The sequence below is a fragment of the Flavobacterium sp. genome, from assembly GCF_043780635.1.
Classification (GTDB): Bacteria; Bacteroidota; Bacteroidia; order Flavobacteriales; family Flavobacteriaceae; genus Flavobacterium.
In genome coordinates this window covers 1-15,112 of record NZ_JAYWCK010000104.1, presented here as the reverse complement: position 1 = coordinate 15,112, position 15,112 = coordinate 1, and the positions used below count along the sequence as shown (strand labels likewise).

Annotated in this window: 7 protein-coding genes; 1 reads left to right on the top strand and 6 read right to left on the bottom strand. The window is 36.2% G+C overall.

Annotated features, from left to right (window positions below; genetic code table 11):
* A partial coding sequence (locus ACH2BV_RS09525; protein WP_395050494.1) for a DEAD/DEAH box helicase family protein occupies positions 1 to 3,171 on the top strand: 3,171 nt, incomplete at its 5' end.
* A 402-nt stretch (positions 3,172 to 3,573) separates the two neighbouring features.
* Here the strand turns inward: ACH2BV_RS09525 and ACH2BV_RS09520 are convergent.
* The 6 genes from ACH2BV_RS09520 to ACH2BV_RS09495 form a co-directional block, all read right to left on the bottom strand.
* Complete coding sequence (locus ACH2BV_RS09520) at positions 3,574 to 5,994, bottom strand: sugar-binding domain-containing protein (protein ID WP_395050493.1); 2,421 nt, start codon at positions 5,992 to 5,994, stop codon at positions 3,574 to 3,576.
* 275 nt (positions 5,995 to 6,269) lie between these two features.
* Complete coding sequence (locus ACH2BV_RS09515; RefSeq protein WP_395050492.1) at positions 6,270 to 7,670, bottom strand: glycoside hydrolase; 1,401 nt, start codon at positions 7,668 to 7,670, stop codon at positions 6,270 to 6,272.
* A 12-nt stretch (positions 7,671 to 7,682) separates the two neighbouring features.
* On the bottom strand, positions 7,683 to 9,173 hold the full coding sequence (locus tag ACH2BV_RS09510; protein ID WP_395050491.1) for a sulfatase: 1,491 nt from the start codon (positions 9,171 to 9,173) through the stop codon (positions 7,683 to 7,685).
* A gap of 226 nt (positions 9,174 to 9,399) precedes the next feature.
* Complete coding sequence (locus tag ACH2BV_RS09505; RefSeq protein WP_395050490.1) at positions 9,400 to 10,947, bottom strand: alpha-N-arabinofuranosidase; 1,548 nt, start codon at positions 10,945 to 10,947, stop codon at positions 9,400 to 9,402.
* Between the two features lie 327 nt (positions 10,948 to 11,274).
* A complete protein-coding gene (locus tag ACH2BV_RS09500) occupies positions 11,275 to 13,062 on the bottom strand; it encodes a T9SS type A sorting domain-containing protein (protein ID WP_395050489.1) in 1,788 nt (595 codons plus the stop codon).
* A 25-nt stretch (positions 13,063 to 13,087) separates the two neighbouring features.
* Positions 13,088 to 15,112: glycosyl hydrolase family 95 catalytic domain-containing protein (locus ACH2BV_RS09495; protein WP_395050488.1), on the bottom strand; the 2,025-nt coding region annotated here is incomplete at its 5' end.

Below are 15,112 nucleotides of genomic sequence, written 5' to 3'. Positions count from 1 at the left end.
CACGGCAAAACCGTAAAAGCTCTGGATGCCTTGCATTCCTTAAAAAACAGTTTTCGCTTTCTCTCTTTTCTAAGCATATACTACAGCGAGAACAATCCCGATATTCCCGAATTTGACGAACGAATAATTCCTTACGGAGATACCGCTGATAAAAACGCCAAGCAACTTCAGGCACTCGCCGAAAAACTGGAACAGGAACGTTCCGAAGCACAAAAAGCGTTAAAAACACAAGAAAGATTAGCCGAAGAAAACGACGGCTTGCGCCGGCAATTGGAAGAACAATTACAGCTCATTGCAGAACGTAAAGAAATTCGTTTTCAGGAAACAACCGTAGAACAAGCCATTCCCGAATTAACTTCGGAACAAGAAACACGCAAACTGCTCATTGATTTACTATTGCGCGAAGCGGGTTGGGATAATTTGAGAGAAGGAAAAGAAAAAGAGTTTGAAGTGGCGGGAATGCCGCTATCGACTAATCCTTCCGGAAAAGGTTTTGTAGATTATGTGCTATGGGGAGATAATGGGTTGCCATTGGCAGTCGTAGAAGCCAAGAGCACCTTGCACGATGCACACAAAGGGAAACACCAAGCCAGCCTGTATGCTGATTGTTTGGAAAAAAGTACGGGGCAACGACCCATAATATTTTACAGCAACGGTTTTGAAACCCACCTTTGGGACGATACCTTTTATCCAGACAGGAAAGTACAAGGTTTTTACACTAAAGAAGAATTACAGCTGGCAATAGAAAGACGTTTTTCCAGAAAAGACCTAAGGGCATTTCGAGTAAACACGGCTATTGTAGAAAGACCATACCAATTGTTGGCCATTCAACGGGTGGCAGAAACATTGGTGACGGCAAACCAGCACCAACTAAAAGGGAAAAACCGAAAAGCGCTATTGGTGATGGCAACTGGTAGTGGCAAAACAAGAACGGCAGCTGCAATCGTGGATATGTTTACCAAATGCAATTGGGCAAAACGAATCTTGTTTCTGGCGGATAGAAACGCATTAGTGTCACAGGCTAAAAATGCCTTCAAGGAATACCTCCCCCATTTATCCGCAATTGACTTAACCAAGGAAAAAGAAGATAATGGAACTCGTGTGGTGTTTTCGACCTATCCAACGATAATGAATAAAATCGACAGTCTCAAAAATGAAGACGGCCGATTGTATGGCATTGGACATTTTGACGTGATTATTATTGACGAAGCACACCGTTCGGTCTATCAAAAATACCAGGCAATTTTCAGTTATTTCGATAGCATTTTAATTGGGCTCACGGCAACGCCAAAAAAGGATATTGACCGCAATACTTATTCTCTTTTTGAAATTGAGGACGACAATCCAACCTTTGCTTATGAGTTAAACGAAGCGGTAGATGCCAAATATTTAGTGCCACCAAAAGCGATAACAGTTCCCGTAAAATTCCCGAGAGAAGGTATTAAATACGCGGAGCTTTCCGAAAAAGACAAACGACATTACGAGGAAATTTTCGGAATTCCAGAAGATGGAGAACCTACAGGAATTCCTGAAATAGACAAAAGTAAAATCAATACTTTTTTGTTCAACAACAATACCGTAGATACCGTTTTAGACTACCTGATGAACTACGGGCAAAAAGTGGAAGGCGGCGATAAGCTGGGGAAAACCATCATTTTTGCAAAAAACCACCGACACGCTGTTTTCATCGAAGAACGTTTCAATAAAAACTATCCCGATTTAGGCGGTAACTTTTTAAGAGTGATTGACAACTACGAAGACAAGGCACAGGATTTATTGGAAAAATTCTGTTTTGAAAAGGGAGATGAAAAAGACCCGCAAATTGCCGTATCGGTCGATATGATGGACACGGGAGTAGATGCTCCAAGAGTATTGAATTTAGTATTTTTCAAGGAAGTGAAATCCTTTGCAAAGTATTGGCAAATGATTGGTCGCGGAACAAGATTGTGCAAGAACATTTTCGGAAACGGCAAAGACAAAGAATTTTTCCTGATTTTTGATATCTGTGCCAATTTTGAATTCTTTGATGAATTCCCCGATGGATTTACTCCCAAACCCACAAAATCATTGTCGCAGTTGATATTCGAAACCAAACTGGATATTGTGATGGCAATCTACAACAATCAAGATCCAACAGAAGAAGAGGAAAACTACTGTTCACTAATCAAGGACGATTTACAAAAAACAATTCAAGCTTTGGATGAAAATCGTTTTGAAGTAAGAAAGCATTGGAAATATGTAATGGAATACAAAGCAAGAAACCGATGGAACAATTTAACCAATAGTGATGTGCTAGACATCAAAAACAACCTATCCCATCTGGTTTCTTATAAAGAAGACACCGACGAACTGGCCAAGCGTTTTGATGTACTGATAGGAAAATTACAACTGGCGTTAATCAATCAGTCAAAAGCACAACAAGGATTAATTTCAAATATAGTTACCATTGCGCAACTACTATTTACTAAAAGAAATATTCCGGCAGTTTACGCCAAAATTACCTTAATTGAGCAAATCAAAAAAGATAGCTTTTGGCCAACCATAACCATCACGCAATTAGAAAAAATAAGAACGGAATTGCGCAGCTTAATACAGTTCCTTAAAGATGAGGACAGAGAAACACCTGTTTACACGGACTTCACGGATATACTCCCTTTAGACCAAGTAAAAGAGGTGGATGTTATGGGAACTTATACCAGCCTGAAAAGTTACAAAGACCGTGTTGAAGCCTTTATCAGGAAAAACAGATCACATCTGGTAATTGATAAATTGTATAAAAACTTGCCCATCACTTCCAAAGAATTAGAAGTTTTGGAGAGTTTTTTATTGAAAGAAGCATTGGAAAGCAAAGACCGTTTTATCAAGGAATACGGAGAACAACCATTAGGAAAATTTGTCCGTAATATTGTCGGTTTGGACATTGAAGTAACCAACTTGTTATTTGCTGATTTTATCTCCAAAGGAAATTTGAATGCTAACCAAATCACGTTCATTCAAAAAATCATAACCTACCTCAACCAAAAAGGAGTTATTGAAAAACAATTGCTGACGCAATCTCCTTTTAATGAACAACACGATCAAGGCGTTTTTGGTATTTTTCCTGAAGAAGATAAATTTGACACCATCATCAGGGTAATCAATCAAGTCAACGAAAATGCAGGATATGCTTAATAATTATATAAAGCAATCACGGTTTTTGAAATAACTTTTCAGTAGCAATTTGCCACAAAACCCTCTTAACTGTCCAAAATTAGTTTTCAAACATTAGACACTAGACTAAATATTTTGTCTAGTATTAGTTTTTTTATTGCATTTAGCACCAAGCTGGACACAAAAAGGCACCAAGCTTCAAAATTTTTATTGAACAAAAAATCAGGCTACTGATGAACTCTTAATAAAAAAAGCACCAAGCTGGTCTCAAAAAAGCACCAACTTTATCCATAAAAAAATTAGAACAATTACAATGGATAGAAAAAATAAATCCGCAAATTAAATAGCACCAGATCAAAAATATAAGCTAACTCTAATGGGGGAAATATTTCTTACTAATCAAGAGTAAAATAACTATAAAACTTACTTTAACTGAATGATAACCTCAACCGATTTTAACCAATTACTAGTAAACTTAACTGTTATGGGTTCGTTACTGCCAGTTGCCTGAATATAAGCTACTAGATGACCGTGAAAAACTCTTTGAACATTGTCAGTGTAATCACCCATATCGGTATTGTTTCCTGCTTCTAAACCCAATAAAGTTCCCGATTCGCTTACAACACACGTAACTTCATTATCAGATAGCATTACAGGCAGTCCTTTCTCATCTACTACTTGTACTATAACTTTTGCAACACCATTTTTGTCGATGGAGATGGTTTTTTCATTACTGACTAAAGCATAAGGTTGTTGAGAAGAATTTATAGTGTAACGACTAACTTCTTTGTTGGCATTATCAAGTCCGATTGCTTCTAACCTACCTGAGGCGAATGGAATATCCCAATAAATAACCCCTGTTTTTTCATCGTATTTTTTCACTTGTCCCACTTCTTTTCCGTTTAATTCTAGACGGGCTTTGGCAGCATTGGTATAACAAATTACTCTTATCATTTGCCCATCAGTATAATTCCAAGAAGACCAGGCATCTATAGATAATTCATCAGCATTAGTAACAGGATAAGTTCCTGCATAAATCATAGGTTTATTTGACCACAACGATTGACGGAAATATCCTCGTGGTTTAATAATTCCCGCAAGATCTACTAAACCTGAATAAAAACCTCTTGAAGGCCAAGCATTAGATTCGCCCAAATAATCGATTCCTGTCCATAAAAATTGTCCGAAAATGTGTTCATTATTTTTAACTGCCAACCAAGGCTCTATTTCGTGTCTGTTTTCGCTACCAAAAATCACGCGATTAGGATATTTTTTATGATCCGATTGGTATTTACTTTCGGTATAGTTATAGCCTGTAATATCTAAGGCGCCAGGGTATTCGGTTTCGTTAGACATTGCCACACCTGCAAGACCTGCGGTTGTAGGACGAGATTTGTCATATTTTTTTACTGCTGCCACAAGGCGTTTGGCAATACCGCCCAATCGCATAGCATCGGGGGCATCTTTCTTATAACCGCCATAAAAGGCTTGCGAAAATCCAGAATCACCTCCGCCATCTAAAACAGGATGCGAATAAGGGTCGTTTGGATAATCAACCTCATTGCCAATACTCCATCCAAATATGGAAAGGTGATTTCGATCACGTCGAACCATATCTTCTAAATCTTTTTCTCCCCAAGTAGCAAATATATCACTCGAGCCTTCGAAACCTGGAGTACCTACATTCCATCCATCAAGCCATTTGCGCTTAGGAAATTCCCATTCGTCATAAGCTTCATCAAGAACTAAAAATCCTAATTCGTCACAAAGCTCATAAAGATCGGGAGCCTGTGGATTATGACTGGTACGAATAGCATTGACGCCAATTTCTTTCAAAGTTTGCAATCTTGTTTTCAAAACATCTCGTGGCACAGCTGAACCTAAAACTCCAGCATCGTGGTGCAAACAAACACCTTTCATTTTCATCGATTTTCCGTTGAGAGCAAAACCTTTATTGGCATCGAAAGTAAAACTTCTAAAACCTGTTGCTGTAAGAGTTTTGTCGATTACTTTACCATCTTTTAAAACGGTTGTTTTTAACTGATATAAATATGGATTCTCCAAAGCCCATATCTGCGGATTTTTTAAACTTATTTTGGTAAAAACTTTATTTTCTTTACTAGGACTGGCAAGAATATTTTGAGAACTTTCACCAACAACTTTTCCCGTATTGTCTAAAAGTTCGTTGACAACGGTAAGCTTTGTTTGCGAAGCAGAACCATTTTCTAAAGCTACTTCTACGTTCAAGATTCCAGCATCGTTAGCAACTTCTGGAAAAGCGTACACTCCCCATTGTGCTATATGCACAGGATTGGAATACACCAACCATACATCACGATAAATTCCTGAACCAGTGTACCAACGTGAGTCGGAACTCAGGCTGTGATCCACTTTTACGGCAATGCTATTATCTTCGCCATATTTTACAAAAGGAGTTGCATCATAAGCAAAAGAAATATAGCCATTCGGGCGTTTTCCCAAAGAATGTCCGTTTATAAATACTTCACTTCGGTTGTAAACACCCTCAAAATAAAGGTATACTTTCTCTCCTTGTTTGGTTGAAGGAATATTTACTGTTTTCCGGTACCAACCAATACCGCCTGGCAAAAATCCGGTACAACTCGTCAAAGTTGGACTTAATCTTCCTTTTATACTCCAATCGTGAGGTACGGTGACCGTTTGCCATTTAGAGTCATTGTAAGTAGCATTTTGAGCATCTGGTGTGTCTTGTAATATAAATTTCCAGTTGTCATTAATTTTTTTTGAATTTCCAAATGATATCTGGCTATATGAAGATATGCAAGAGAAAAGAAGAATTGCTAATAGGATTTTTTTTGTACGCATTGCATTAATTGTTTTTGTTTGTTTAATGATAATGTTTGAATATTAAATTAAGTCTCAATAAATTGTAATTCAACAAATTAATTAATGTCGGAAAAGAATTTTTTTATTTCCTCAAAAATTAATTGATGTTCTTTCTCATTCGGATGACTGTTGCAAGAATTTGTTTTAAATTAATAACTAATTGCTTACTTTTTATAAGAGGAGATTCATAAACCTGATGTCCATTTATATCAAATATCTGCAAATTTTTAAATTTTTTTCCTCAAAAATCTTAATCAGTTTTTATTTAAAATAATGGTTGTTATTGATTTATTTTTCAACTCGACCGCTAAAGCTTTTGCATTAAACGTATTATTTTGTGCAATTGTGACAAAGTCTTCATTTTCAGAAGTTCTGTAAGAATTTATTGTTTTGAACTTTTCTCTATTGATTTTTAAAATATAACTTTTATTTACCAACTCAGGATTAACAATAACAATTACCATTGTTTTTCCATCCGGAGATTGTGCTGTCAAGGTATTTGGATTATCACTTTCAATAACGGTATATCCCTTTTTTATGAAATGAGAAAACTGTTTCCGGCAATAAAACCCTTTGGTACGTTCATATGCTTTAGTGTTAACATTGTAACCTACCAAAGCCCATACGCTGCCAAATTCAGCTCCCATATACTGCCAGTCACACCATACATCGGGTTTTAGATCCCGCATATCTGTAATAATTCGTTTTGCCATAAAAAGAAAATTGTCAAAACCCTTTTCCTTTACTTCAAGTGGACCTGATTCAGATTGCCACAGCATCAACTTGTTTTTTTTAACAATTTCATTAAGTTCAGTTCTTTTATCGCCTGCATAACTATGGACGTTAATTTGTTTTATCAAGGGTAAAATCCCCTCTTTTTCATATCCCTTAACACCTTTCAAACATTCGTCTATACTATTGGCATCCATCATAGAAATCCCGGTGTATGAAAGCATTTTTCGCGATTTTAGTTCTTTGTGTAATTCGCGGACAATACGTTCCTGATTCGATTGCGAAAAGGCACATCCCTCCTGAGTTCCATTGATTTTCCACCAATTGGAAAAAGGCTCATTTACAGGAGAAATAGTACTGAAAGTTATACCATATTTTACTTTGTAATGCTTTACACAGTCAACTAAATAACGTGTAAAATCATCGTAATAATCATCCTTGAGATTATCAAGACCATTTGAATCACCCGCTGTACAACCACTTTTTGTCATCCAAAATGGTGGTGAGTAATTTGCTGCTTCATAAATACCATCTGGGCACATTTGGTGAACCTTCAAAAGTATTCTGCGTTGTGCGCTATCGTTAGACCAATTGTAGGACTCATTTTCATTATTTTTATATCCCTGAATTTGAGTATCCTTACGCATATGGCTGTGTCCTGGCGCATCACCACCACTTATATTATAACGAAAAACATTCATATTCAACTCTTGCGGATCTGTGAGCCATTTACAAAACAGATTCAAACTTTCGTCTGAAAATGTGTTTCCAACATCATTCGCCCACCAAGATAAAGAAACACCCCAACCTTTAAAACTTTGGTTTTTTATCAATGGATTTATAGTTATTATTTCTTGTGCCATTATTGAAACTGGACTTAGGAATAAAAAAACAAGAAGAACATACATTTTATATATTTTCATTTTCAAAAATTTTTATTTATAATCTGGATTTAATACGGGCATTTTCGCTCCAACACTCTTTCTCCAAATATGTAATTCGGCTAAAAGTCTTTCAGTTATTTGAAGTTCTTTTAATGCCAAATTATTTTTTTCAGAAATATCATTTTTCAAATTGTACAGTTCCACGCGTTTATCTTCGTAAAACTCTATCAATTTCCAATCTCCTTCTCGAACAGCTCCGGCAGGCGAATCACCTTTGCCAGCATATTGTGGATAATGCCAGAATATCGCTTTTCTGTTGATTTTTTTTCCTTTTATTAAAGGTAATAAGCTGATGCCATCTTTATGTTGTTCTGGAATTAAACTTAAACCACAATAATCCAGTATTGTAGGATAGAAATCAGTAGAAATAACAGGTTTAGTACAGATACTACCCGGCTTTGTCAAACTGGGTGCTTTTATAATAAATGGAACCCGAATACCTCCTTCATAGAGCCAGCCTTTACCACCTCTTAGAGGCAAGTTAGTAGTTGGAGATCCCTCAGCTGTAGATAAGCCACCGTTGTCGGACATAAAACAAATCAATGTATTTTGGTCGATACCAAGTTCCTTGAGTTTATTCAAAACTTTTCCAATATTCTCATCCATACTAGATATCAATGCTGCATATTCTGGATCACTTTGCAGTTGTCTTTCCTTCCAATGCTGAGGAGAATACGGATTATTTTTTATCCATAATAAATCAGTAGTATATGCATTGATATTATTTATTCCCATTCGTTTTGCTTTTTCTTTGAAATAAGTGACTTTTTCTGGCTTTGCCTGAATAGGAGTATGAACCGCATAGAAGGAAAGATATAGGAAAAAGGGGTTCTCTTTATTTTCATCTAACCATTTCACACTTTCGTTTGCTAAGCGATCCGTTAGGAATTCGCCTTTGAGTCCATCAGTTAAATATGGATTATTATAAGGAGTAAAATACGCCATCCATTCATTAGGGTTACCAGTTGGTTTTCCACTTAACCAACCGCCGATGTTCTTGTCAAAACCTTGGTGTTGTGGATAATAATCCGGGGCTTCCGAGCAATGCCATTTTCCGATAAAACAAGTTTTATAATCATTTTCCTTTAAAGCTTCAGCAATAGTTTTTTCTTCAAGAGACAAATTACGCTTTATTTCAGGAACTAACATTTTATACTTGGTCAATTGTTTTTTGTTCAAACCATACTGATAACCTGGAATCCAATCTGTAATATCTAAGCGAGCAGGATATTTCCCTGTCATTAAACTGCAACGAGTTGGTGAACAAATTGATGCTGCTGCATAACCGTTTGTAAATTGCATTCCCTCGACAGCAAGTTGATCAATATTAGGGGTTTCATAGAATCTACTACCATTGTAACCCACATCAGCCCAACCTAAATCATCAACCAAAATAAACACAACATTAGGTTTTGGTTGAGCATTTATAAGAACCGATCCAATAAAAAAGGTTACAGCAAATAAAAGCAATTTATTTTTCATTAGTTTATTTTTAAAGTTATCTATTAATTAGCATTCATACCATACAGTTCCATCATTAAAACAGGGCTGAATTATAAAGGGGTTAATGGTTATTAGTTTTTGTAAAATTGCTGGATTTTGATGTAATTAATAAATGAGTTATATAGCACTGTTTTGACATATCTTACTTCACAATCAATTTTCGTGTCAGGATTTTATTTTCTGCTGTTACTTTACCTAAATCAATTTATTTTCCTTCTAAAGTTACAACAGAGAAAGGAGGAATTACTATTTCTAATTTACCCTTTCTTATTTCAAATCCTTTGAAAACCTTAGGTAGAATTTTTGTTGGATTGTCAAATGTATTGTGGTCTTGCAATTTTGTTGAAGTGATTATGGTTCCTGAAACATTTTTAATTCCAAGTTCTTTCAGGTCTATTTCGATCTTGTTTTCTATTTTAGAGTCAACATTTACTAATGAAATATGAACTACGCCCTTTTTATCTTTTGATGCCGAAGCAGATAATGCTGGAAGTGTTTCGCCATTGTAGGTATATAATGGGGAATTTAGGGTAAGCGGCAATAATTTTGCATCTTGATGTACATGGTACATTTGCATTACGTAATACGTAGGAGTTAAAATCATTTTGGCTTTATCCGTAAGAATAACAGCTTGCAATACATTGACACATTGGGCCAAATTCGCCATGCGAACTCTCTCGGCATGATTGTTAAAAATATTAAGTGTTGCCCCGGCAAGAACAGCATCTCTCATCGTGTTTTGTTGGTATAAAAATCCTGGATTGCTGCCATTTTCAACATCATACCATCCGCCCCATTCATCAACTACCAAGGCTATTTTTTTCGTTGGATCGTATTTGTCCATAATGGCGGAATGTTTAGTAACGAGTTCCTCCATTTTTAGTGCTTGCTGCATGGTTTTGAAATACAGGTCTTCGTTAAAATCGACGTCAGCTCCTTTTTTATTCCAATCAATTACGGAATAATGATGTAATGCTACTCCCTCAAGCATGTTTCCCGGAATGTTTTTCATCAAGGTTTCAGTCCAGTTATAATCAATGCTGTTTGCTCCAGAAGCCACACGCATCAAACCTCCAGTGTTAGACCAATCCGACATAAAAGTGGCATATTTTCGGTATTCGCCTGCATAATAATCGGCTGTCATGTTGCCACCACAACCCCAAGCTTCGTTACCAACTCCCCATATTTTTACTTTCCATGGTTCTTTTCGGCCATTTTTAATACGCAAATCACTCATGGGGCTTTTGCCTCCAAAATTCACATATTGTACCCAGTCTGCCAATTCTTGAACCGTGCCACTACCCATGTTTCCTGCCAAATAAGGTTCGGTATCCAGTAGTTCGCATAAGTTTAAGAAATCATGGGTTCCAAAACTATTGTCTTCGGTAACTCCTCCCCACCATTGGTTTACAATTGTTGGTCGTTTTTCTTTTGGTCCAACACCATCTTTCCAATGATAGGTGTCTGCAAAGCAACCACCAGGCCATCTCAAATTTGGAATTTTTAATTTTTTAAGTGCTTCAATAATATCGTTGCGCACTCCATTTGTATTTGGAATTTTTGAAGTGTCTCCAACAAAAAAGCCACCATAAATGGATCGTCCTAAATGTTCTGCAAAATGTCCGTAGATGTTTTTGTTGATAGTGGGTGCATTTTCAGGATTTGTTATTGAAAGCACTGTGGTTTCTTTTTGTGCAACAATAATTTGACTGCAAAAAGTAAAAATAAGTAATAGTAAAGTGTTTTTTTTCATCGGGAATAAATTATAAGTCTGTATTTTACATTTGAGAATGTAATAAAAAATCTATGTAAAGAAATTAATAGGTTAAAAAACAAGAAGGAAAATAAATAAGTAGAAGGTGTATTTGAAATGGTTGTTTGTGAAAAAATAATTCCTACACTAAACAATACAATAATAAATGTGGATTTAGCATTTTTCATAATTTTTATTAGGTATATTTAATGTAAGTATCGTTTTTTAAAACGAACCATTTTTTAAAATTTCTTCTATGGCTCAAAGCAGAGCCTCAAGGTTTTTTTTTGATTAAATAGTTTTTAAAGTTTATTAGATTTTTAAGACTTATTTCACAATCAACTTTTGTGTCTGGGTTTTATTTTCTGTTGTTACTTTAATAAAGTAAATACCTGATTCAAGAATATTTTTTGTACTTATAACTGTTTGTTTGTTTAAAGACTTACCCGATTCATATACCATTTGGCCGTTTATATCAACAATTTGAACTTTTGTTTTTTCTGTGCTTTTTAAATTAACAGTAACACTGTCAGATGAAGGATTAGGATAAAATGTAAATAAATCGTCCCTCGTACTATTATCTTTTAAGTCATTTTCAAAATCGGATACTGAAAGGCTGCCTAACAATCCAGGTGTTGTAACTACAAAGGTTGTAACAGACCAGGCCGGAGCGGTATAATCAATTTTGTTACCTGAAAGTACACCCTTATTTGTTTGATTTGAAATAGTTAATTGTTTTCCGTTTTCACCGGTTGTCACGTTGCCTGATGACCTGTAAGTTTCAAAACTACTAACCGTGTGAAATTGGGTTAAGTCAACCGAATAATTTTTAGCAGTTGTAGTATTGTTCGCAATTACAATGACTACCTCTTTATTATCGGGTTTTAAAAACGTCATACTGCTTGGATCGCTATTGGCAATTTGGGTGTAACCAACTTTTGCAAATTTTGAAATTTGTTGAATTATATAAAAAGATTTGGTATTTACAAGTACTGGAGTTTTGTAAGGATCATTTTTATCGAAGTTCGTTTGTTGCACTAAAGCCCAAGCATCATCTTCTCCGTGAGCTTGCCACATACACCATACTTCACACTTTAAATTACGTATATCATCAATAAGTCTTTGAGCCATATCATAGTGCCTCCACCACCATCTTCCACCTGCAGGAAGATACCATGATAAAGGACCTGTTTCCGTCTGCCAAATCGACTTACCCGTACTGGCAACATCTGCATATAAATCCGCTTTTTCTTGGGATGTTCCAAAATAACTATGTACTGTAATGTTTGATAATCCGTTGTATTCATTTAAATGATTCTCCCTTAAATCATAAACATTTTGTCGAGCTTCTGGTATCGAATTGCAATCTGAAGCCACAAGACTCAAATCACTAATTCCGTAGGTTTGTTGACTTTGCCAAGTCCTCCATAATACAGTTGCTTGTGTACTGGCTAAAATTTTACAACCTTCTTGACTTCCATAAGCAGGCCACCAATTTGAATAAGGTTCATTAAAAGGCTCAATATCATGAATATTCCAATCGGGATGATCTGTTCGCAACTTTTTAGTTACTGAACAAAGATAATCGGCAAAATCATCTTCAAATCCTTCTTTAAGATTTTCAGCACCTTGAACACCGCCAGAACTACAAAAACTATTAGTCATATAATAGGGTGGTGAAACCGAAAACATTTCGGTAAGTATATCACCGTACGGAGCGCGCAAACTTGCTAATTTATTCATCACGGCTATTTGTCGGTAATCTTTACTTACATCAACAACCCCAAATCCTTGTCCATCTGGATAAAAAGGCCTATAACCTGGCATATCAGCATCTATCCGCATGTGCTTGCCCGATGGGCAATTTGGATTGTCACCGCCGCCAATGTTAAACCTAAAAAAATTCAAATTTGCTTGAACTGCTACGCGGTTTGCAATATCATCTATCGTAACTTGTGGCATTCCTCCAACTAAATTTCCCCACCAAGCTACTGAAACCCCCCAACCTTTCATAGTCTGATATTTTGTAGAAGGTGTATTAGTAATGGTTGTTTGTGAGAAAATAATTCCAATACTAAACAATACAATGATAAATGTGTACTTTGCTTTTTTCATATTCCTGTTTTTAATTCTTAAAAAACTAAAATGTTGCTTCAAGTTTTTGACCTTTGGATAATTCTACTTCATAAACATCTCCGTTCTTCTGTACATTCTTGTTACTCCATTTGGGTTTATGGCCTTGAAAATCATCTTTTATACGAACAATTCCAGCCTTATTTGAAGTGATACGGAACCAAACTATTCTATTATTTTTTCGTGATGCAGATACTTTGTATCCGCCTTCTGCCCTTAGATCAGTGAACGATGCGTCACTCCATTTTTTTGGTGTTGCTGGAAACAAGCGAATTATTCCAGTATTGATTTTTCCAGGTGTAGAACTCCAGCTTTGCAACAACATTTCCTGAACTGCTTGTGAAGCCAAAAAGTTTCCTTCAAGCGTAAATGGTTTGGATGTATAATTTGAATATCCACTTTCAGTTTGATCTCCATTAACATGAAATCCGTTTCGCAATACAAAAGCTTTCACGAAAATATCTAAGTTTCTTACTGCTTCCTCTGCATTTCCTACTCTGGCCTGCATACAACTCATCCACGAAAAAGTATATCCACACCATTCGCTGGTTCCTTTACTGTCCCAATTTTTTAAACTCGCTTTAATAATTTGTTGTTCTTTATCCCCTCCATCTTTTGTGATTAGATTAAAAGGATACAATCCAATAATATGAGATAAATGCCTATGACTAGAAGGCAGTTCTTTAACTGCATCAATCAATAAAGTACCATCTGATTTTGTGTGAAAATCACCAAGGGCTTTAGCAGCATCAGACCATTTTTTAGACTCCGAAGGTTTACCCACAGCTGCCGACATTTCGGTCAAGGAAAGGAACAACATTTTAAGGCACATTAAATCATAATTACTGTTGGGTTGTAACCACGCTTTAGGACTATCATCAAAAATCTCAGGGGAAGAGGAAAGAGGCAGCCTTAGAATACCTTTTTCGTCTGGTTTAAGTAAACTCAACATACATTCTCCTACTCCAGAACACCAAGGATACGCTTTTTCATTCAGAAAAATTTCATCGGCAGTGTACAACCAATGCAGATAAAATAAATGGGCACTCCAAGCACTCATTGTTGGTGACAAACTATATTGTCCCCATCCTCCTAATGGTTGACCAGAATACGACATCACACCAGGACAAGCCAATCCGCTTGTTCCATAAAAGTCTCTGGCAAAATCTTGAAAAACTTTACGCCTGTCCCACAAATAATTGAGGTAAGAAGTACCTTCTTCAAATCGACCAGATTCTTGGTATGCCATATAAGTCATTTGAGTATTGAGATCGTTGTGGTAATCCCCTTTCCAAGGCGGTAAAGAACCGTTGTCTGCAGTCCAGACTCCTTGAAGAGGCATTGGAGGAGCATCCGACCTCGATGCAGCACCGTAAAAATACTGCACTAAATTATATTGTTTTTGTACAGCATCATCAGGAATACTTACGCTGGACTGTCGCCAAAATTTTTCCCACCATTGCTTGTGCTTTTCTAAAATAGCCGTATATCCTTCGTTTAAAGCTATCTCACAACGTTTGCGTGCCAGAGACAATAAATCTTTGGAGTCATTAGTTGTTGTAATGGTTATTGCCATAAGTGTTTCGTTTTTGACTTCCCTTGACTGAACATAGACACAGTATTTCAGTCCGTCTGCAGCTTCTTGAATATACCATTGAGCCTTATTAAGTTTCCCTTTAACTGCTGGAGGATAACCCAATTTTTCCATTGTTCCGCCACTCGATTGTTCAGATTTTACAAGGTTATTTTTACGAAACACATCCATTGTGCTTAATAAGGTAATTGTATCGGGAGTTATACCCTTTACCGAAAGAAGTGCAACAGGTTCTGTAGCACTATAAAATACCTTTATTATTCCTTTAGAATTGAAATGCGCCATTCCCTCCGCTGAGGATAGATTTAGTTCAAAATCCTTCACAATTTCTGAAACAGGTAGTTGAATTTCTATGCGACCAGCGGGTAATTTGGTGGGAGTTACTCCATTATATGGTTTATTCCACCAATCATTAACTAAATCAAATTTCTTTTGATT

Bases quoted from the DNA above. Each gene is read 5' to 3' on its own strand.
- ACH2BV_RS09515 (WP_395050492.1), bottom strand. From the start codon at position 7,670: ATGAAAATATATAAAATGTATGTTCTTCTTGTTTTTTTATTCCTAAGT.
- ACH2BV_RS09510 (WP_395050491.1), bottom strand. From the start codon at position 9,173: ATGAAAAATAAATTGCTTTTATTTGCTGTAACCTTTTTTATTGGATCG.
- ACH2BV_RS09500 (WP_395050489.1), bottom strand. From the start codon at position 13,062: ATGAAAAAAGCAAAGTACACATTTATCATTGTATTGTTTAGTATTGGA.
- ACH2BV_RS09505 (WP_395050490.1), bottom strand. From the start codon at position 10,947: ATGAAAAAAAACACTTTACTATTACTTATTTTTACTTTTTGCAGTCAA.
- ACH2BV_RS09520 (WP_395050493.1), bottom strand. From the start codon at position 5,994: ATGCGTACAAAAAAAATCCTATTAGCAATTCTTCTTTTCTCTTGCATA.